The organism is Cytobacillus firmus (assembly GCF_023612095.1).
GTDB lineage: Bacteria > Bacillota > Bacilli > Bacillales > Cytobacillaceae > Cytobacillus.
This window is the reverse complement of sequence record NZ_CP086235.1, coordinates 392,134-412,344: the sequence shown is the minus strand read 5'-3', so window position 1 is coordinate 412,344 and position 20,211 is coordinate 392,134. Positions and strand designations below refer to the sequence as shown.

General features: G+C 45.0%; 22 protein-coding genes and 1 pseudogene. 2 read left to right on the top strand and 21 right to left on the bottom strand.

Going from position 1 to position 20,211, the window contains the following annotated elements; translation table 11 throughout:
• Positions 1–6: 6 nt before the first annotated feature.
• The 10 genes and pseudogenes from LLY41_RS02165 to LLY41_RS02120 all read right to left on the bottom strand — a co-directional run bounded on the left by LLY41_RS02165 (position 7) and on the right by LLY41_RS02120 (position 9,601).
• Positions 7–1,524, bottom strand: a complete 1,518-nt coding sequence (locus LLY41_RS02165; RefSeq protein WP_095243254.1) for an NADH-quinone oxidoreductase subunit M — start codon at positions 1,522–1,524, stop codon at positions 7–9.
• The gene (gene nuoL, locus LLY41_RS02160) at positions 1,521–3,389 is read right to left on the bottom strand and encodes an NADH-quinone oxidoreductase subunit L (protein ID WP_304586776.1); all 1,869 of its coding nucleotides are present in this window, start codon (positions 3,387–3,389) and stop codon (positions 1,521–1,523) included. Before nuoL ends, LLY41_RS02165 begins: the two co-directional genes overlap by 4 nt.
• A gap of 150 nt (positions 3,390–3,539) precedes the next feature.
• On the bottom strand, positions 3,540–3,854 hold the full coding sequence (gene nuoK / locus LLY41_RS02155; RefSeq protein ID WP_035327883.1) for an NADH-quinone oxidoreductase subunit NuoK: 315 nt from the start codon (positions 3,852–3,854) through the stop codon (positions 3,540–3,542).
• The gene (locus LLY41_RS02150; RefSeq protein ID WP_095243252.1) at positions 3,851–4,372 is read right to left on the bottom strand and encodes an NADH-quinone oxidoreductase subunit J; all 522 of its coding nucleotides are present in this window, start codon (positions 4,370–4,372) and stop codon (positions 3,851–3,853) included. Before LLY41_RS02150 ends, nuoK begins: the two co-directional genes overlap by 4 nt.
• On the bottom strand, positions 4,369–4,788 hold the full coding sequence (nuoI, locus tag LLY41_RS02145; protein ID WP_035327886.1) for an NADH-quinone oxidoreductase subunit NuoI: 420 nt from the start codon (positions 4,786–4,788) through the stop codon (positions 4,369–4,371). Before nuoI ends, LLY41_RS02150 begins: the two co-directional genes overlap by 4 nt.
• A 481-nt stretch (positions 4,789–5,269) precedes the next feature.
• Positions 5,270–6,277, bottom strand: a complete 1,008-nt coding sequence (gene nuoH / locus LLY41_RS02140; protein ID WP_095243250.1) for an NADH-quinone oxidoreductase subunit NuoH — start codon at positions 6,275–6,277, stop codon at positions 5,270–5,272.
• Positions 6,277–7,377, bottom strand: coding sequence for an NADH-quinone oxidoreductase subunit D (locus LLY41_RS02135; protein ID WP_095243249.1), 1,101 nt, complete (start codon positions 7,375–7,377; stop codon positions 6,277–6,279). The genes nuoH and LLY41_RS02135 overlap by 1 nt, the downstream gene beginning before the upstream one ends.
• 3 nt (positions 7,378–7,380) lie before the next feature.
• Positions 7,381–8,720, bottom strand: a pseudogene (locus LLY41_RS02130) (NADH-quinone oxidoreductase subunit C).
• Between the two features lie 3 nt (positions 8,721–8,723).
• A complete protein-coding gene (locus LLY41_RS02125; RefSeq protein ID WP_035327895.1) occupies positions 8,724–9,236 on the bottom strand; it encodes a NuoB/complex I 20 kDa subunit family protein in 513 nt (170 codons plus the stop codon).
• A complete protein-coding gene (locus LLY41_RS02120; protein ID WP_035327896.1) occupies positions 9,227–9,601 on the bottom strand; it encodes an NADH-quinone oxidoreductase subunit A in 375 nt (124 codons plus the stop codon). Before LLY41_RS02120 ends, LLY41_RS02125 begins: the two co-directional genes overlap by 10 nt.
• 529 nt (positions 9,602–10,130) lie before the next feature.
• Between LLY41_RS02120 and LLY41_RS02115 the strand changes: the two genes are divergently transcribed.
• Positions 10,131–10,853: a LysM peptidoglycan-binding and 3D domain-containing protein gene (locus LLY41_RS02115; protein ID WP_304586775.1), complete on the top strand. Its 723-nt coding sequence runs from the start codon at positions 10,131–10,133 to the stop codon at positions 10,851–10,853.
• A 62-nt stretch (positions 10,854–10,915) separates the two neighbouring features.
• On the opposite strand, the gene LLY41_RS02110 is transcribed toward LLY41_RS02115, so the two are convergent.
• Positions 10,916–11,143, bottom strand: coding sequence for a hypothetical protein (locus tag LLY41_RS02110; RefSeq protein WP_095243244.1), 228 nt, complete (start codon positions 11,141–11,143; stop codon positions 10,916–10,918).
• 273 nt (positions 11,144–11,416) lie between these two features.
• Here LLY41_RS02110 and LLY41_RS02105 point away from each other — a divergent pair, with 273 nt between their 5' ends.
• Positions 11,417–11,605 carry a hypothetical protein gene (locus tag LLY41_RS02105; protein ID WP_095243243.1) on the top strand — a complete coding sequence of 63 codons (189 nt, stop codon included), beginning with the start codon at positions 11,417–11,419 and terminating at the stop codon, positions 11,603–11,605.
• Positions 11,606–11,741: 136 nt separating this feature from the next.
• On the opposite strand, the gene ftsZ is transcribed toward LLY41_RS02105, so the two are convergent.
• The 10 genes from ftsZ to LLY41_RS02055 all read right to left on the bottom strand — a co-directional run bounded on the left by ftsZ (position 11,742) and on the right by LLY41_RS02055 (position 20,207).
• A complete protein-coding gene (gene ftsZ / locus LLY41_RS02100; protein ID WP_304586774.1) occupies positions 11,742–12,917 on the bottom strand; it encodes a cell division protein FtsZ in 1,176 nt (391 codons plus the stop codon).
• Between the two features lie 214 nt (positions 12,918–13,131).
• Positions 13,132–13,539: a F0F1 ATP synthase subunit epsilon gene (locus LLY41_RS02095; RefSeq protein WP_095243241.1), complete on the bottom strand. Its 408-nt coding sequence runs from the start codon at positions 13,537–13,539 to the stop codon at positions 13,132–13,134.
• A gap of 22 nt (positions 13,540–13,561) precedes the next feature.
• On the bottom strand, positions 13,562–14,983 hold the full coding sequence (gene atpD / locus LLY41_RS02090; RefSeq protein WP_095243240.1) for a F0F1 ATP synthase subunit beta: 1,422 nt from the start codon (positions 14,981–14,983) through the stop codon (positions 13,562–13,564).
• A 139-nt stretch (positions 14,984–15,122) separates the two neighbouring features.
• Complete coding sequence (locus tag LLY41_RS02085; RefSeq protein WP_095243239.1) at positions 15,123–15,980, bottom strand: F0F1 ATP synthase subunit gamma; 858 nt, start codon at positions 15,978–15,980, stop codon at positions 15,123–15,125.
• Positions 15,981–16,072: 92 nt separating this feature from the next.
• Positions 16,073–17,581, bottom strand: a complete 1,509-nt coding sequence (gene atpA / locus LLY41_RS02080) for a F0F1 ATP synthase subunit alpha (RefSeq protein WP_076257122.1) — start codon at positions 17,579–17,581, stop codon at positions 16,073–16,075.
• Positions 17,582–17,605: 24 nt separating this feature from the next.
• Entirely contained in the window at positions 17,606–18,142 is a 537-nt protein-coding gene (locus LLY41_RS02075) for a F0F1 ATP synthase subunit delta (RefSeq protein WP_095243238.1), read from the bottom strand.
• Positions 18,139–18,660 carry a F0F1 ATP synthase subunit B gene (locus LLY41_RS02070; RefSeq protein ID WP_095243237.1) on the bottom strand — a complete coding sequence of 174 codons (522 nt, stop codon included), beginning with the start codon at positions 18,658–18,660 and terminating at the stop codon, positions 18,139–18,141. The genes LLY41_RS02075 and LLY41_RS02070 overlap by 4 nt, the downstream gene beginning before the upstream one ends.
• 149 nt (positions 18,661–18,809) lie before the next feature.
• Positions 18,810–19,022 carry a F0F1 ATP synthase subunit C gene (atpE, locus tag LLY41_RS02065; RefSeq protein ID WP_009332220.1) on the bottom strand — a complete coding sequence of 71 codons (213 nt, stop codon included), beginning with the start codon at positions 19,020–19,022 and terminating at the stop codon, positions 18,810–18,812.
• A gap of 75 nt (positions 19,023–19,097) precedes the next feature.
• A complete protein-coding gene (gene atpB, locus LLY41_RS02060) occupies positions 19,098–19,811 on the bottom strand; it encodes a F0F1 ATP synthase subunit A (RefSeq protein ID WP_048007942.1) in 714 nt (237 codons plus the stop codon).
• A 21-nt stretch (positions 19,812–19,832) separates the two neighbouring features.
• Positions 19,833–20,207 carry an ATP synthase subunit I gene (locus LLY41_RS02055; RefSeq protein ID WP_095243236.1) on the bottom strand — a complete coding sequence of 125 codons (375 nt, stop codon included), beginning with the start codon at positions 20,205–20,207 and terminating at the stop codon, positions 19,833–19,835.
• Positions 20,208–20,211: the final 4 nt, after the last annotated feature.

Below are 20,211 nucleotides of genomic sequence, written 5' to 3'. Positions count from 1 at the left end.
CCTTCATCACCCTCCTATCCCAAGCATGATCGTTTCAAGTGTTGAGGTCAGCGGTTCGCTCAGCACACTTGGATAAACACCAATCAGGACAATTAAGCCGACTAAGACCAGGACAGGCACGAACTCAAACTTTTTCATATCCGTTATGCCGGCAAAGTCCCGATGCGCTTTGCCGTATGTGATACCCAGTACCGCGCGAAGCAGGTAAACAGCTGTCATAATGATTCCGATTGTACCGCTTGCCGCGAGAATCGGCATTTCTTTAAACAGGCCAAGAAAGGCCATAAATTCACTCACAAACCCTGACATTCCAGGAAGGCCAAGGGAGGCCATAGCCCCTGCAAGCAGGAAGCCTGCCGTAATCGGCATCCCTTTTGCCAAACCGCCAAGATTTTGAATATTTGAGGTTTGAAAGCGTTCATAAAAGACACCTACAAGGAAGAATAATAATGCTGCGATTAAACCGTGAGAAACCACCTGGAAAATCGCCCCCTGTATTCCTGCCTCATTTAATGCTCCTAATCCGATTAAAACGATTCCCATGTGGGAAATAGAAGAGTAGGCAAGCACCATTTTAAAATCGGTCTGAACAAACGCCAGGAACGCTCCATACAGTAAATTCACGACTCCAAGAACAGCCAGCCATACAGCAAGGCTTTGGAATTGCTCAGGAAATATTCCCATTCCGAAGCGAATTAAACCGAATGCCCCAATTTTCAAAAGCACTCCTGCATGCAGCATGACGATTGATGGCGGAGCTTGTACGTGGACCCGCACCATCCAGCTGTGCAGCGGGAATATTGGGAGCTTCACACCAAATGCAATTAAAAGCGCAATCAGCATGCCCATTTTCATATTTTCAGAGATTGGCGCAACAAGCTGCGGATTATCCGCATTCATTGCGGCCATCAAAGCATCAATATTGGCTGTGCCAGTACGGGCAAACAGTACCATAATGACAATCAGCAGAACAGCAGATCCAAGTCCGTTATAGATCAGGAAGCTGTATGCAGCATTTTCCTTTTCATAGTAACCCCATTTCCCGATCAGGAAGAAGGTCGGAATTAATGTGATTTCAAAGAAAATAAAGAAAAGAATCAGGTTTTCAGCGGCAAATACACCCAGCATGCCGACTTCAAGCAGCAAAAACAGCATGAAGTAGCCCTTCCATTCTTTTTTAATATGAATAGAAGCAATCGCTGCAAGTGTTGAAAGTACAGCTGTCAGGACAATCATGATCAGGGAGAATCCATCCAGCCCCAATTCATAATCAATGGAAAAAAGATTTCCAAGCTGGCCGGAATCGCCAAACTGAATCCAGCTTACTTTTTCATTCAGCTGCTCCAAGCCTTCACCTGCCCGATATTGAAAATAAGCGATCAGCGCCAATACCAGCGCAGGAAGTGTGGCCAGAAAGCCAACTGTCTTGATCAATGATTCCTGCGTTCTCGGCAGGAACGATAACACTAAAATACCAAGAAGCGGGGAGAAAACTAAAATGGATAGAAAATAAGCTAAGTTCATTTTAAGTACCCCCCTGTAAACGCATAGATGACGACTAAAATAGCCAGGCCGACAAACGCTACTGTTCCATAAGTCTGAATCTGGCCGTTATGCATTTTTGAACCAAGTTTTCCGAGTGCAGACGCAATTCCAGTTACGCTCTTTACAAGGCCTTCAACCAGGAATACTTCCAGGAAGCGCAGGAATGAACTGATGAATTTCGCTCCATTCACAACGGTCAGCGAATAGAATTCATCGATATAATATTTATTGTACAGAACGTTGTATGAATGCGGCATTCTGCTGGTCAGCCAATCGCGTGAAAGCGAGCGTTTGCCGTACATTAGCCAGGCAAGGAAAATTCCAAGCAGGGATACAGCCGTTGCGACAATCATAATCCATGCTGGCCCTTCAATATGGCCATGTCCCAGAGCATGGTTATCTTCCACGAGCCAATCACCAAGAAATGTTCCAAACCAAGGTGTATTCACATATCCAGCCACTACAGCCAGCACCCCAAGCACCACCATCGGCAGGGTCATAACACTTGGTGATTCATGGACATTATTCATATCACTTCTAGCTTCACCAGCGAAAACCATAAAGAACAGGCGGAACATATAAAATGCCGTAAAGAACGCGGCAATTACCGCGAGCCAGAACAGCGCCGTGTTCCCATGTGCCCACGCAGCAATTAAAATTTCATCTTTACTGAAGAATCCGGAAAATAACGGCACTCCGCTGATCGCCAGTGTTCCGATCAGGAATAGAGGGCCTGTCACGCGCAGCTTCTTCCATAGGCCTCCCATATGTTCAATGTTCTGTGTATGAACGGCATGGATGACACTTCCTGCTGCAAGGAACAGCAAAGCCTTGAAAAAGGCGTGCGTCATTAAATGGAATACACCAGCTACATATCCGGCAGATCCCAATGCCAGCATCATATAGCCAAGCTGACTGACGGTTGAATAAGCGAGAACCCGCTTAATATCCTTCTGCACCAGGCCTATGCTTGCTGCAAAGATGGCTGTGAAGGCCCCAATGACAGCAACGGTCATCAGTGCTGTTTCACTTGCCGCGAAAAGCGGGAATAGCGCAGCCACTAAGTACACACCTGCCGCTACCATTGTCGCTGCATGGATTAATGCGGAGACCGGCGTTGGCCCTTCCATCGCGTCAGGAAGCCAGGTGTGGAGCGGAAACTGGCCCGATTTGCCGACAGCCCCTACAAAAATAAGGATCGCAGTTAACGTAATCATTGTGCCTGAAATGGCACCCGCTTCAACTGCTGCAAAAATCTCATCATACTCAAAGCTGCCAGCCTGCCAGAATAATAGAATCATTCCGATCAAAAGACCGACATCTCCGATACGGGTCATGATAAATGCCTTTTTAGCCGCAGCCTTTGCTTCCTCTTTGTAAAAATAGAAACCGATCAGCAGGAAGGATCCAAGTCCGACAAGCTCCCAGAAGAAATACGTCTGAAGCAGATTAGGCGAGATGACAAGGCCCAGCATGGCAAATGTAAATAACCCTAAATAAGCATAGAATACAGGAAAACGGTCATCCCCCTGCATATAGCCTTTCGAATACGTATGTACCAGGAAACTGACAAGTGATACAATCACCAGCATCAGTGCATTTAACTGATTAACTTCAAAACCCGCTGTTAACTGAACATCCCCTATAGTCAGCCAAACGCCTTCTGCTTTATAAGTTGGTGCCGAAAAACGGTCAACCAGCACCAATAAGGAATAGACAAGCGATGCCAGGGTAAACAGAATCCCGATATAAGCACTCGCTTCTTTTAGCCGTTTGCCGAATAAAATAAGGAACAAAAACGATAAAAGCGGGAAAAGCGGTATGATCCATGCATTCTCCATCATTATCACAATCCCCTTTTTTGAACACACCCCATAGCACGGCGTGCCAGATTGGGACCTTACGAACAGGTCCTTTAAGACGGGAGCCACTATATGGCCGCCTTTTCAATTCTCTATTCTCAGCCAGTCCGGCTGCATTTTTTCACAGTGTCTTTAGTGCTTCATGGCATCCATTTCATCAATGTTAACGCTCTTCTTGTTACGGTAAAGAGAAATCAGGATTGCAATACCTACTGCCACTTCTGCCGCGGCAACCGCAATGACAAATAGCGTAAAAATCTGTCCGGTGATGGACGGGGTGATGCCATATTTACTGAATGCCACAAGATTAATATTAACCGCATTCAGCATCAGTTCGATTGAGATCAGGACAATCACAGTATTGCGCTTAGTCAAGGCACCATACAGACCGATGCAAAAGAGGATTAAAGCCAATGCCAGGTATGCTTGAACGGGAACTGTACTCATTCCTTTTCAGCCTCCTTTTCATCGTCTTTTTTGGCCAGAACAATGGAACCAATCAAAGCGACCAATAATAGGACAGATGTTACTTCAAACGGAATAATGAATTTTGAGTAAAGTTCAATTCCGATTTGCTCTGTATTATTGACATGAAGGTCATTCGGCGCTGACGGCAAATCAAGGTTATATATTCCGATATAGACCGCGAAAGCAAAGCCGAGAACCCCCACGAATACTAACAGCTTACGCCAGCGGCCGGTTTTGGGCTCGCTTGTATCGTTATGGCGCGTCAGCATGATTCCGAACAGCATGACGATGGTTATCGCACCAGAGTAAATCAAAATTTGGACCGCAGCCAGGAATTCAGCTGAAAGCAGCACATAAATTCCGGCGATGCTGACAAATGTAAATACAAGGGCGACAACCATATGCACAACTTTGGTAAGGTTCAATAAAAGCACGCCGCCAATGACCGCAACTAAAGCTAGTGACATAAACGCTAAAAACTCACCTGAAAACGTCATGCTTTATTCACCTTCCGTATATTTTCATCATTTTCATCGAGCCATTCAAGGTTTTTAAACAGCTCATCGCGGCTATATTCCGCCAGTTCAAAATTATTGGTCATGATAATCGCTTCGGTTGGGCAGACCTCTGTACACAAGTCGCAAAGGATGCAAATTTCGAAGTTGATATCATAGGTATCAATGATCTTCCCCTTTTTGGCAGGGTCCGGATGCTTTTTCCCTGTCAGCTCGATACAATCGGTTGGACAAATATTTGCACACTGATTGCAGACAATACATTTTTCAGGGTAAAACTTTTGAATTCCCCTGAACCGGTCCGGAAGCGGAAGCGGCTCATTCGGGTAGTCATAGGTTACCTTTTTGCGTGTCAGGTTTTTAAGGGTATACGATAATCCTTTCGCTAAACCAAGCATGTTTTTCACCCCTTGTTTAGAAATGCGGAAGGCGCCCGCTTATCGGCGACAAGCATAAGACGAGCCGGCTAAAAGGTTGTTTTTTAACCTTTTGGACGGATTGGCTTATGACCTCGAGCCGATGGCGCCTGGAGCTGGACAATTTCAGAAATGCGGAAGCGCCTTGCCCACCCCCGACAAGCACAAGACGAGCCTCACGGAAAGGCGTTCTTTGCCTTTCTGGAGGATTGGCTTGTGACCTCGAGGGGGTAGGCGCTGTAGCTAGACAACTTTAGAAATGCGGAAGGCGCCCGCTTATTAAGGAACGCAGACTAAGACCGCCACGTCCTGTGGCAACATCTGCATGACCCGCCTCCTGCGGGCCTCAAGCGTAAGACGAGCCGGCTAAAAGGTTGTTCTTTAACCTTTTGGTCGGGTTGGCTTAGACCCGAGAGCCGATGGCGCCTGGAGCTGGACAATTTCAGAAATTGCCGGTCCTCAATTAAAATATATTAAGCCACTCTTTCAGCAAAGCTGTTAAGAAAATATTCGCAAGTGCTACCGGCAGCAAAACCTTCCAGCCAAATTCCATGAGCTGGTCTGCACGGAGTCGCGGGAATGTAACACGAAACCAGACTAAAACAAAGATTACAGCCGTAAACTTTAGAGCAAACCAGACGGCACCCGGAATGAACCCCAGGAACGGCAGCGGAAGCCACCCGCCAAGAAATAATACGGTTGTCAATGAAGCCATGGCAAAAAAGTATACATATTCCGCAAGCATGAAGAACGCCCAGCGGAAGCCGGAATATTCAACATGGAAACCGGCGACCAGTTCTGATTCCGCTTCAGGCAAGTCAAATGGAACACGGTTCAGCTCAGCTGTTGAAGCAATCAGGAATACGATAAAAGCAATAGGCTGCCAAATAATGAACCAGCCATTTTTTTGCGCTTCTACGATTTCATTCAGATTTAGACTGCCTGTTAAAAGGATAATCCCTAATACAGACATAACGAGTGGAATCTCATATGAAATCATCTGTGCAGCGGCACGCATTCCGCCAAGCAATGCATATTTATTATTGGAAGCCCATGCTCCGGTGACAATACCGACTGTTGTCAGCCCGGAAATGGCGATGTAATACAGCAATCCAACTCCAATATCAGCAAACTGCAGTTTGTCTGTAAATGGAATTGTCGCCAGCACCATGAATGCCGGTGCAAACGCAATAACCGGTGCAAGAATAAACAGCGGCCTGTCTGCAAGCTTAGGAATGGTGTCTTCTTTTAAAAGAAGCTTTAATACGTCCGCAACAGTCTGCAGCAGCCCCCAACGTCCGCCGACCTGATTCGGCCCCTGGCGCAGCTGCATAAATCCCATGACTTTACGCTCCGCCAGAATGGCGTAAGTAACAAACCCCAAAACAACTAATAGTAAAACGGTGGCAAGCAAGAAGAAAATACCGAAATTCAGCAGACCTGCTTCGGAATGGAGAAGTTCTTCTACCATTAACCGTCCACCTCCCCAAGGACAATATCAATTGCCCCTAAAATAGCAATCAAGTTCGCAATGTTTTCGCCTTCAAGCAATTTTGGGAGAATCTGAAGATTATAGAATGATGGCCTCCGGAATTTCATCCGGTATGGCTCCTTCTTTCCATCACTCGCGATATAGCAGCCGATTTCTCCCCTTGGAGATTCGATTCTGACAAATGCTTCCCCTTTTGGCGCTTTGATGATTTTCGGCACTTTTGCCAGAATATCGCCTTCTGCCGGGAATTGCTCCACCGCTTGTTCAAGGATTTTTAGTGATTCTTCAATTTCCTGCATGCGCACATGATACCTGGCCCACGCATCCCCGCCGTCCTGAACCGCCACATCGAAATCAAAGCGGTCATAGATGGAGTATGGCTCATCTTTGCGGAGATCCCATTTTACGCCTGTGCAGCGCAGATTTGCACCGCTTAGCGAGTAGTTTAAAGCATCCTCTTTCGTATACTTTCCTACCCCTTTGACACGGTTCATGAAAATTTCGTTTCCGGTTACCAGCTGATGGTAGCCTTTGAGCTGTTCCCGCATATATGGAACAAACTCTCTTACCTTATCAATCCAGCCTTCAGGAGCATCCCATTTTACGCCGCCGACACGCATATAGTTAAACGTCAAGCGGCCTCCGGATATCTCATTCAGCATATTGATGATCATTTCACGCTCTCTGAATGCATAAAGGAATGGGCTTGTTGCCCCAATATCCAGTAAATATGTACCCCACCATACGAGATGGCTGGCAATCCGGCCCAGCTCCATCGTGATTATCCTCAGATATTCTGCCCGATCCGGAATTTTCAAATCCATCATCGTTTCAACTGCATGGACAAGGATATAATTATTCGTCATGGCGGCAAGATAGTCCATTCGGTCTGTATAAGGAATAATTTGCGTATACTGCAGATTTTCAGCCAGTTTCTCCGTTCCACGATGCAGGTAGCCGATGACCGGTTTCGCCTCTTTGATGATCTCCCCGTCAATTTTCAAAACAAGGCGAAACACACCGTGAGTACTTGGATGCTGAGGCCCAACATTCAATAGCATTTCTTCTGTTCGCAGCATTGGTTACACCTCCACATCGTACGGTTCATAGTCTTTTCGCAGCGGATGCCCGATCCAGTCTTCCCCAGCATAATCCGATATAAATTAGGGTGTCCCTTGAATCGGATGCCCAGCAAATCATACGCTTCACATTCCGGCCAATTGGCTCCTGCCCATAACGGCTGCAATGAATCAATTACCGGCTCATCGCGGTCAATTTTAACCTTCAGTGCAACAGATTGGCGCTTTTTGTATGAGTATAAGTGAGCATACACTTCCATGTGGGTCTCAAAATCGGTGCCATGAAGCTCTGACAGATAATCAAAGCCAAGCTGTTCATTATATTTTAGGAATTCTGCCAATTTAAAATAGGATTCAGCTCTGGCAACTAAAGTCGGAACTTCCTTGGAGAGATTATTAATATAGTACTCTTCAAGAACCTCAGATCCCAGATTTTCTTCAATTACCTTCACATATTTATCAAGATAAGGCTGATTAACGGATGGAGCTTTCTCTGCAGCTGGTTCAGCGTCAGCCTTGCTTCCGGCAGCTTTTGCCTTCGCGGCTGCTGCGGCTGCGGCCTTTGCTTTCGCTGCAGCGATCGCCTTTGCCTTTTCATCATCTGCTCCGTCTGCTTTGCCTGCAGCGGCTAATTTTGCTTTTGCAGCTGCGGCAGCTTTCGCCTTGGCGGCTGCAATCGCTTTTGCTTTTTCATCATCCCCGCCGGCTTGTTTTGCTTGAGCTGCTGCTTTCGCCTTTGCAGCGGCGGCGGCTTTGGCCTTGGCGGCTGCAATCGCTTTTGCCTTTTCATCATCCCCGCCGGCTTGTTTTGCTTGAGCTGCTGCTTTCGCCTTTGCAGCGGCGGCGGCTTTGGCCTTGGCGGCTGCAATCGCTTTTGCCTTTTCGTCATCCCCGCCGGCTTGTTTTGCTTGAGCTGCTGCTTTCGCCTTTGCGGCGGCAGCGGCTTTGGCTTTTGCGGCGGCAGCTGCCTTTTGCTTCGCAAGATCCATATCTTCCGCAGGTGTCTCTTCCACTGTTTCTCCCTGCTCTTTCGCTTTCAGCTTCGCCAGGGCGGCTGCCTTTGCCTTCGCGGCTGCGGCGGCTTTTTGCTTCGCCAGATCCATGTCTTCTGCAGGTGTCTCTTCCTTTGTTTCTCCCTGCTCTTTCGCTTTCATTTTAGCCAGAGCGGCTGCCTTCGCCTTTGCGGCTGCTGCAGCCTTTTGCTTCGCCAGATCCATGTCTTCTGCAGGTGTCTCTTCCTTTGTTTCTCCCTGCTCTTTCGCTTTCATTTTAGCCAGGGCGGCTGCCTTTGCTTTTGCTGCAGCCTCTTTTTTCAGCTGTTCAAGATCCTTTTCTCCGCTCATAGGTTAGATCACCTTCTTCCCAGTCTTAGCCTCATAACGGATTTTCTCTTTTAACTTGTTAATTCCGTAAATTAATGCTGCCGGGTTCGGCGGGCATCCTGGTATGTATACATCAACAGGGACAATCTGGTCGACCCCTTTAACAACTGAGTACGATTTCACATATGGCCCACCCGCAGTTGCACAGGAGCCCATCGCGATCACCCATTTAGGTTCAGGCATCTGATCATATAGGCGGCGGACAATAGGCGCCATTTTCTTTGTTACTGTACCTGAAACAATCATGACATCAGACTGACGGGGAGATGTACGGAAAAAAGAACCAAAACGGTCCAGATCGTAATGCGATGAACCCACACCCATCATTTCAATGGCACAGCAAGCAAGCCCGAAGGTCATTGGCCACAATGAATTGCTCCGCGCCCACGCTTTAATTTGTTCCAAAGTTGCCATAAACACATTGCGCTGCAGTTCTTCCATTTCTTCCGGTGTAATATTATCCAGCTTTAAATCCATTTCAGCACCTTCTTTTTCCATGCATAAACAAGTCCAATTATTAGCATAAATACAAAAATCAGCATCTCAATCAATGCAAAAATACCAAGCTTCTCATATGCCACTGCCCACGGGTACAAAAATACTGTTTCCACATCAAATATGACAAACATCAGGGCAAAAATATAATAGCGGACATTGAACTGCACCCTCGAATCATGGAATGGCTCAATCCCGCTCTCATATGTGGTATACTTCGTATCATATGGCTTATAGGGCCGCAAAAGCTTTCCCAAAAACAAAGCCACCACAGGCAGCAACACGCCAAGGCACAAAAACACGAAAACTATCAAATAGTTATTCTGGTATAAATTCCAAAGCTCCATGCCCATCCCCTCCAATGCTGAAAATTTTCACAACATTTAAACATGTAACCGTAACCATTATACACCCTACTCTCCCATGTGTCGACACAACCTCAGACTATTATTGGAAATTATCGCTGGGCACAAAATCAGGTTCTCCGGGAGAGAATTTACAAACCCGCGATTAACACCTTCCTAAGATTATATGAGCTTGCCCCCTGTCAATATCCATTAAATTCTTCTTTATATTCATCTACCATTAAAAAACAAACTTTCTTCTTTGTCAGTGAGATATGTAACACCCCGGTATAATTTTTCGTATTACCCTCACAAGGAAAAACTTTCTATTAAAACCATCTTAAGGTTTAAATATATCAAATATGACTATTTCTCATACTTTTTGTCCATCTAGTATGACCATTATGATGGTTTGCCATTTCTGCGTTATTCTCCTGAAATCTGCGTAATTTAATTATTACCTCCCTGTTCTTTTTCTCTGAATTTTCTGTGCTAGCATAATAATTGTCAACCAACTAATAGGAGGTTTAACATGAAAAAGTATTTTTATTATCTGCTCGCGAGCTTAATCATCTGGAGCACAGCAGGTGCAAGCGCATATGCAGAAGAAGTAACTGTAAATAAAGGGGATACCCTGTGGTCCATAGCACAAAAACATGAAGTGTCTGTTCAGGATATTAAAAACTGGAATGGACTCACTGGAGATTTGATTCATCCAAAAGATAAGCTTGATGTCTCACCTGAAGAAATATACATAGTAGAATCCGGTGATACTCTCTGGAATATTGCCAAAACATATGGAATTAATGTACATAACCTTAAAAAGTGGAATCAGCTGAAATCCGATCTTATTAAACCCGGTTTAGAGCTTATCATCTATAAAAATGGTTCAGCGAAAAAAGAAGCTGCCAAGCCTAAGACAGTCGTAAAAGCAGCCAACACCAATAAGCCGGCAGAAAAAGCAGGCAAAGTTCTGACTGTCACGGCAACTGCCTATACAGCGAGCTGTGAAGGATGCATCGGCATTACGAAAACAGGCGTCAATCTTATCGATAACCCGGATAAAAAAGTAATTGCAGTTGATCCGGACGTGATTCCTTTAGGTTCTAAAGTATTTGTAGAAGGATATGGATATGCAACGGCCGAGGATATAGGCGGCGGAATTAACGGACATGAAATTGATGTGTTTATTCCTGGAGAACAGGATGCACTGCAGTGGGGAAGAAAAGATGTAAAGGTTACTATCCTTAATTAAAACAAAGAGGTCTCTCACTGCAGGGACCTCTTATTTCAATTCCTCTATTCATTTATAAGCTGCTAATTGATCAAGTGTGTTTCAGATACCCGGCAAAAAGCTTTTAATAGATTTTGCATACATCGAATCCGGACCGCTTCGTCAAATAAGAACACATTGAATATCTCAGCTTCTAGCATAAGGAATACTCTAATGGTGGCATCATCCTTATTGCTAATATGATTATTTGTAAAATAGCTGATTAATTCTCTTTCATAATATTCTATCGTTCCAAATAATACAGTCGACAAGGAAATCACCCCTGGATTTCTCGAACCTTGTCTTTTATTAAAACCAAATATCTAATTTTGTACGTCGATAACTGTCTAGCTTCAACGCTTCCGCTTTTCTAAGCATGTTGATACTATATGACTCTATTCTCCAGGTTTCAACAAAGTCTGACATTTTTAACAAAATAGTTAAGCTGGTGATTCCTTTTTAATATAAATGAAACATAGCTGTTTTCTTTGAAATTTATTTTTGTGATAAAGTTATATTAAGAGCTTAGATTAGGAGAATTACTTATGACTAATAACAACTGCCCAGCTATTCAAAAATTCGATGAGCTCGTTACAAAAAGCAATGAGCTGAAAAGGGAGCTGGATGTGACTCCTTTTGAAGATAAACAAAAGTTCATGAGCCTTCTTAAAAAGCTCATAACCGTGCATAAGAATTTGGATCAGTTAACCCTATATGACCAGACAAAGTATTAAAATAAATGAAGGACAGGCAGATGCCTGTCCTTTCTTCATGTATCAGCATCAACCACTCACCCACCAACATATCAACCATCTATAAAATTCACCTAAAAAAACAGGCTGCCCTCTTTGTGGCAGCCTGTTTCTATCATTAGCGTCTTCTGCGGTTTCTAAGGAACGCCGGTGTATCAAGTGACTCTTCCTGCGGGTCAGGCTGCACACGGTAGTTATCCTGGACCGGTTCCCGATATTCCCTGTGCTCTCTGGCCTCTCTAGCCTGCCGGCGATTTGCTGGTTCTTCTGCATAATGATATGTATGATCATATTCTTTTTCTACAGATGGTCTTGTACTCGGTTTTGCCCTTAACTCCTCTTGTTCATTGAAGCCGGTAGCGATAACCGTAACAAGAATTTCTTCCTTCAAGGAATCATTTATGACTGAACCAAAAATCATATTCACTTCTTCATCTGAAGCAGAAGCAACAATATCTGCAGCCTCCTGCACTTCATATAAGCTGATATTTGCTCCGCCTGTAATGTTCATGATGACACCGCGGGCTCCGTTAATGGATGTTTCAAGCAGCGGGCTTGAAATGGCTTTCCGGGCTGCTTCAGCCGCACGGTCCTCCCCAGTGGCAATTCCAATCCCCATCAGTGCTGTTCCTTTATGGGACATTACTGTTTTGACATCGGCAAAATCAAGATTGATTAAACCAGGAACAGCAATCAGGTCAGAAATGCCTTGAACGCCCTGACGAAGAACATTATCCGCTTCCATAAATGCTTCAAGCATAGGTGTCTTCTTATCAATAATCTCCAATAAGCGATCATTTGGAATAATAATGAGCGTATCCACAGCTTTTTTCATGGCTTCGATGCCTGCATCCGCATTGGCTGCACGCTTACGTCCTTCAAATTTGAAAGGGCGTGTTACGACACCAATAGTCAGTGCACCCACTTCACGTGCAATGCGTGCAATAGCAGGAGCGGCACCCGTTCCGGTTCCTCCGCCCATTCCAGCCGTAACGAATACCATGTCAGCACCCTTCAGCACTTCACGAAGCTGGCTTTCACTTTCCTCAGCTGCTTTTCTGCCCACTTCAGGATTAGCCCCAGCACCCAGGCCCCTTGTTAAGGCTGCACCGATTTGCATGGTTACTTCTGCCTTTGATTGATTTAGAGCTTGTCCATCTGTATTAACAGCAATAAACTCTACTCCCTCAACTCCATGTTCGATCATCCGATTAACAGCGTTATTCCCCCCGCCGCCGACTCCGATGACTTTGATCGTAGCGTATTGGTCTATATTTGTATCAAACTCCAGCATTGCGGCTCCTCCTTTTATTCAAATAGACTTGCATAATAGCTTTAAAAAAGAGAGTAACCTTTAAAGGTTTACTCTCTTCTATTGTAAAGGCCTATATAAAAGAATTCGAGTGATTTATCTCTTTTTTGGGGCAATTTTCTTAAAACTTGGGTGGTAAATATTTCTGAAACAAAAAACACCCCCCAGCCAGGCCAGGAGGTGTTGTGAATTGTTATTAAAACTTTCTTTCCGAAACTTCGATACGGTTGATCGCACGCTGAAGTGCAAGCTCTGCACGGCGGAAATCAATGTTTTCACGCTTCTGCTCATTCATGCGCTGTTCAGCACGCTGCTTGGCACGAACGGCACGCTCTACATCAATTTCATCTGCCTGTTCAGCAGATTGCGCTAAAATCGTTACCTGCTCCGGACGGACTTCAAGGAATCCGCCGCTTACTGCGACGAAATCAGTTTTTCCGCCGTTTTTTAAACGAACGGCTCCAATTTGTAACGGTGCAACCATTGGAATGTGTCCAGGTAAAATTCCAAGCTCACCGCTTTGAGCTTTTGTGCTTACCATTTCCACATCTGATTCATACACCGGGCCATCGGGAGTAACAACACTGACTTTAATCGTCTTCATTTTTTACCCTCCTGGTCCAGAATTAGACCTCTACGCCCATTTTCTTTGCACTCTCGATTACTTCTTCGATTCGGCCGACAAGTCGGAATGCATCTTCTGGCAGGTGGTCGTACTTGCCTTCAAGAATATCTTTGAAGCCTTTAACTGTTTCTTTAACAGGTACGTATGAACCTGGCTGGCCAGTAAACTGCTCAGCAACGTGGAAGTTTTGAGATAAGAAGAACTGGATACGGCGCGCACGTGCTACGATTAGCTTGTCTTCATCAGAAAGCTCATCCATACCAAGGATCGCAATGATATCCTGAAGTTCTCTGTAACGCTGTAATGTCTGCTGTACTTGGCGTGCAACTGAGTAGTGCTCTTCGCCAACGATTTCCGGTGACAATGCACGGGAAGTGGAAGCTAGTGGATCCACCGCAGGGTAGATACCCATCTCAGAAAGCTTACGCTCAAGGTTAGTTGTTGCATCTAAGTGGGCGAAAGTTGTAGCCGGAGCCGGATCCGTATAGTCATCGGCTGGTACGTAAATCGCCTGGATGGACGTAACAGAACCTACGTTAGTAGATGTGATACGTTCCTGTAATTTACCCATTTCAGTAGCAAGTGTCGGCTGGTAACCAACGGCAGATGGCATACGGCCTAATAGAGCTGATACCTCTGAACCTGCCTGAGTGAAACGGAAGATGTTATCCATGAAGAAAAGAACGTCCTGTCCCTGATCATCACGGAAGAATTCTGCCATAGTCAAACCAGTCAGGGCAACACGCATACGCGCTCCCGGCGGCTCGTTCATCTGGCCGAATACCATCGCTGTTTTCTTGATAACGCCTGAATCCGTCATTTCATGATAAAGGTCATTACCTTCACGCGTACGCTCACCAACACCGGCGAATACGGAAATACCGCCGTGCTCCTGAGCGATGTTATTGATCAATTCCTGGATTAAAACGGTTTTACCTACACCGGCACCACCGAACAGACCGATCTTACCACCTTTAATGTATGGAGCAAGAAGGTCTACTACCTTAATTCCAGTTTCAAGAATTTCTACTTCAGTAGAAAGCTGCTCAAACTTAGGAGCCTCTCTGTGGATAGAATCACGACGGGCATCTGCAGCGATTGCTGGATCTAAGTCGATTGATTCTCCAAGCACGTTGAATACACGTCCAAGTGTTATATCACCTACTGGTACAGAGATAGGAGCACCAGTGTCAATAACTTCACTTCCGCGCTGTAAGCCGTCAGTAGAAGACATTGCAATTGTGCGGACTGTATCATCACCTAAATGAAGGGCAACTTCAAGGGTTAAGTTGATGTCAACTTCAGATTCGTTACGCGCTGGGTTAGTAACAGTCAATGCATTATAGATCTCAGGAAGCTGGCCGCTTTCGAACTTTACGTCAACAACCGGACCCATAACTTGAAGAACGCGTCCTTTGTTCATCTTTTTCCCTCCTCTTTCATTTCACGTAATGGGAGAGTACAGGCAGCCCCGTTCTCCTCATTTCGTTTGTGTCTAGCTCCAGCGCCTAGCCCCTCGAGGTCATTGTCGGGGCTGACCGAGGCGCTTCCGCTTTTCGTTTTTATTCTAACGCGGCTGCTCCGCCGACGATTTCGGTAATTTCCTGCGTGATGGCTGCCTGACGTGCACGGTTGTAGCTTAGGCTTAACGAGTTGATAAGCTCTTTAGCGTTATCCGTTGCATTCTGCATCGCTGTCATCCTTGCAGCATGTTCACTTGCCTTACTGTCTAAAAGCGCTCCGTAAATTAAGCTTTCAGCATATTGAGGCAGCAATACTTTTAAAATTTCTTCAGCGGAAGGTTCAAACTCATAAGATGTAAGCTTTGTCGAGCTGGAGATATCCGTAAGCGGAAGAAGCTTCTTCTCTGTTACATCCTGTTGAATCGCGCTGACATAATGGCTGTAGTACATATATAATTCGTCAAATGTCTCATCAGCGAACATGCCAACTGCTTTGCTGGCAATATCCTTGATTTCAGCAAATGCAGGCTGGTCCGCAACAGCAACAATATCCAGAATGACGTTCATATTGCGCTTTCTGAAAAAGTCACGGCCCACACGTCCGATTGCAATGATTGCATACTCATCCGGTGATTTATGGCGCTTTTGAATTGTCTGGTAGACATTTCGCAGGACGTTACTGTTATAAGCTCCCGCAAGTCCGCGGTCAGAAGTGATTACAAGGTAACCAGTTTTCTTGACTGGGCGGCTGGTCAGCATTGGATGTGAGACATCTTTGCTTCCCAAAGCGATGCTTGCCGTAACTTCCTGGATTTTCTCCATATAAGGCACGAATGATCTTGCATTCATTTCCGCCTTATTCATTTTCGCAGCCGATACCATCTGCATTGCCTTTGTAATTTGACTCGTTTTCTTCGTAGAAGTAATACGATTTTTTATATCGCGTAATGATGCCACAGGTTCTCACCACCCTTTTTCAAAGTTTGTCAGACCCTAACAAGAGAAGCAAAGGGAGGGGATTAAACCCCTAACCTTAATTGCATGCTCTATTATTCGGATACTGCGAAAGTTTTCTTAAAGTCGTTAATCGCAGATGCCATATCGTCATCAGAAGGAAGTTCTTTTGTAGTCACGATATGGTCTAACAAATCTTTGCGGTTATGGTCTAACCATGAAAGGAATTCAGATTCGAAACGACGAATATCCTGTACAGGAATGTCATCTAAGAAGCCGCGAGTTAGAGCGTAAAGGATTGCAACCTGCTTCTCAACTTTTAACGGCTTGTTAAGATCCTGCTTTAGAACCTCTACTGTACGGGCACCACGGTTAAGTTTAGCCTGTGTTGCTTTATCAAGGTCAGAACCGAACTGGGCAAATGATTCAAGTTCACGGTATGAAGCAAGGTCAAGACGCAGTGTACCTGCAACCTTTTTCATTGCTTTGATCTGTGCAGATCCACCTACACGTGATACAGAAAGACCTGCGTTGATCGCCGGACGTACACCGGAGAAGAATAGGTCAGACTGAAGGAAAATTTGTCCGTCAGTGATTGAGATAACGTTTGTCGGAATGTAAGCAGAAACATCGCCTGCTTGTGTTTCGATAAATGGAAGAGCAGTGATTGAACCTGCACCTTTCGCATCGCTTAGCTTTGCAGCGCGCTCTAATAAGCGGCTGTGCAAGTAGAATACGTCCCCTGGATATGCTTCACGGCCTGGAGGACGGCGCAATAGCAATGAAAGCTCACGGTAAGCAGAAGCTTGCTTTGTTAAGTCATCATACACAACAAGAACGTGCTTGCCGTTGTACATGAACTCTTCACCCATTGTTACACCGGCGTAAGGAGCCAGGTATAGCATTGGAGCAGGCTGTGATGCAGATGCTGTAACTACGATTGTGTAATCAAGCGCACCTTGCTTACGAAGTGTTTCTACTGCATTACGAACTGTAGATTCTTTTTGTCCGATTGCCACATAGATACATACCATATCCTGATCTTTTTGGTTCAAGATTGTATCGATTGCAACGGATGTTTTACCTGTTTGACGGTCACCGATGATTAACTCACGCTGTCCGCGGCCGATTGGCACAAGTGCGTCAATCGCCTTGATTCCTGTTTGAAGCGGCTCGTGTACGGATTTACGATCCATAACACCTGGTGCCTGGCTTTCAATCGGACGTGATTTGGTTGTGTTAATTGGTCCCATGCCATCTACTGGCTGTCCAAGAGGGTTTACTACGCGGCCGATTAATTCTTCACCAACCGGTACCTCCATGATGCGGCCCGTACGGCGTACTTCATCGCCTTCACGGATTTCTGTAAATGGTCCTAAAATGATAATACCGACGTTATTTTCTTCAAGGTTTTGTGCCATCCCCATAACGCCGTTTGAAAATTCAACAAGTTCTCCAGCCATGACATTGTCGAGGCCATGAGCACGAGCGATACCGTCACCAACAGAGATAACCGTACCTACATCACTCACTTGAATTTCCGACTGATAGTTTTCGATTTGCTTTTTTATCAGCGCACTGATTTCTTCAGCATTGATGCTCATGAGTTTCACCCCTATCTACGAATCTTAGCCTAACAATTGACGTTCAAGACGCTCTAGCTTCCCGCGCAAGCTGCCGTCGAAAATCCGGTTTCCGATTCGAAGCTTGATGCCGCCGAGCAAGTTAGTATCAACTATATTGTCAATACGAAGTGATTTTTTCCCAACCTTAGCTGCAAATGACACAGATAATGCTTCCTTCTCTGCTTCAGATAGCGGACGGACAGTGTATACCTTTGCATCCGCGATACCTTTTTTGTCATTCGCCAGGCTTATAAAATGATCTGCCACATCAGAGATATGATCTTCACGGTGGCGTTCAATTAATATCATTAACGTGTTTAGAACATACGTGTTCACAGATGCAAATGCTTCTTTTAAAATCTCTTTTTTCTTCTCAATTGAAAGCTTTGGAGATTTCAAAACAGACTTTAAATCTGAGTTATGGTTTACTACTTCTTTCACTGCACGAAGCTCTTCTTCCATTTGGTCAAGAAGCTGGTGTTCATTCGCAAGCTGGAAAAGAGCCAACGCGTAGCGCTTTGCTACTGTGGAGCCCGTCATCGCTTTTCTCCTGCCTCTTGAATGTATTCATTGATCAGCTTTTCCTGATCATTTGCACTTAGTTCCTTCTCGATAACCTTGGAAGCAATTAGGACAGACAATGAAGCGACTTGCGCGCGGATAGCGGCAACTGCCTGTTCTTTCTGCTGTTCGATTTCAAGCTTGGCAGATTCCTTAATGCGCTCAGACTCAGTGCGGGCAGCCGCAACGATCTCCTCACGCTGCACATCGCCTTGTTTCTTCGCATTTTCAATAAGGCCCTGCGCTTCAGTACGTGCTTCTTTTAAAAGATTTCTTTGCTCTTCTAAAAGCTTCTTTGCTTCAGTACGGCTTTCTTCAGCCGCCTGGATTTCACCGGCAATGTGCTCTTCACGCTGCTGCATAATGCCCATTAACGGACCCCACGCGAATTTTTTCAGCAATGCCAACAAGATAATGAACATGAACAGCTGGAACAAAATGTCCCCGCCGTTAAAACCGCTGCCTGCAGCGCCTAATACTAGACTGTTTGTTAACACCCTCGATTCACTCCCTTCAAGAGTTGTTCCACTTATGAAACGGAGTCATATGCATGATTCCGATTTAGTTTTTCAGTAAAAAACATAAAGGAATGGCGAAGGTTCATGGAATGATCTTCGCCATTTTTGAACGATTGGTACAGTATTAATTAACCGCCGATAACCATGAACGCGATAACAACGCCAATGATCGGAACGGCCTCAACTAGTGCAACCCCGATGAACATTGTAGTTTGAAGCATACCGCGAGCTTCCGGCTGACGAGCCATACCTTCTACTGTTTTTGAAACGATAAGACCGTTACCGATACCGGCACCTAGTGCTGCTAAACCGATTGCAATTGCTGCTGCTAAAAGACCCATTATTGAGTTCCTCCTTAAATTGTATGAAAATTTATTTGTTTAAAATGTTTTGTCCATAAAATGAACAGGTATATATTAATGGTCCTGGCTCACTTTGTGTGCCATATAAACCATTGTTAACATACAGAAAATGAATGCCTGGATAGATCCGACAAAGATTGAGAATCCCTGCCATACAAGTGTTGGTATAACTGCGGCAAGCATTCCGCCTATACCCGCATGTGCGAGTCCTCCGACAAGCAACGTCAGCAGGATTTCACCCGCGTAGATGTTACCGTAAAGACGAAGTCCTAATGTCAGAGTGTTTGCAAACTCTTCAATAATTTTCAATGGGAACAAGAAAGGCATTGGCCTGATAAAATCCCGGCCGTATTCTCCTACTCCTTTAAGCTTTACGCCATAGTAATGCGAAAGCCCGACTACCATTGCCGCTAATGTTAAGGTGATAACAGGATCGGCTGTTGGCGATTTCCACCATAAAGTGTGATCATAAGTGATCGCGAACGGAAGTCCGAGCATGTTTGAAACAAAAATATACATGATCAGGGTTAATCCAAGGATATGGAATCTTCCGCCTGTCTTCCAGTCCATCGTACTGTTAATGATATTCTTAACAAAATCCATTACCCACTCGAAGAAGTTTTGCATCCCCGTTGGTTTCATGGCCAATCGACGGGTTGAAAGTAAAGCAATAATGAATACAATAGCACTTGCCACTGTGATCATCAGTACATTTGATAAGTTAAAATTCAATCCTAAAAAGTCCACTATAGGAGCTTCATGATGCAATAGTGTTCACCTCTCTTCCCGCTATTTACGTAATTGAAAAGATTGAAGAAAATAATCTATCATAATGACAATATAGGATGTCATTAATCCAAATACCATACTGATCAGATGCAGCTTATCAGGGTATTCCAGAGCGATCATCACAGCAAATACTGCTGTAGCCATTCTGGATACCGTTCCAAGTGAACGCACCTTCTCGCCTCTCTCGACCGCCTCTCCAAATTGCAGCGCCTTTCGTGAAATCAGCCACAAATTGAACAGACTTAAGCCTGTACCAAAGATCAAGCCAAGAAAAATAGATTGATATGGTGTAAAACCCCAGCCGAGAACGTAAACAGACAACAATAGGAATATGTATTTCCGCTGTCTTTGAAAAGTTGCTTTGATTTCCGGCATGATG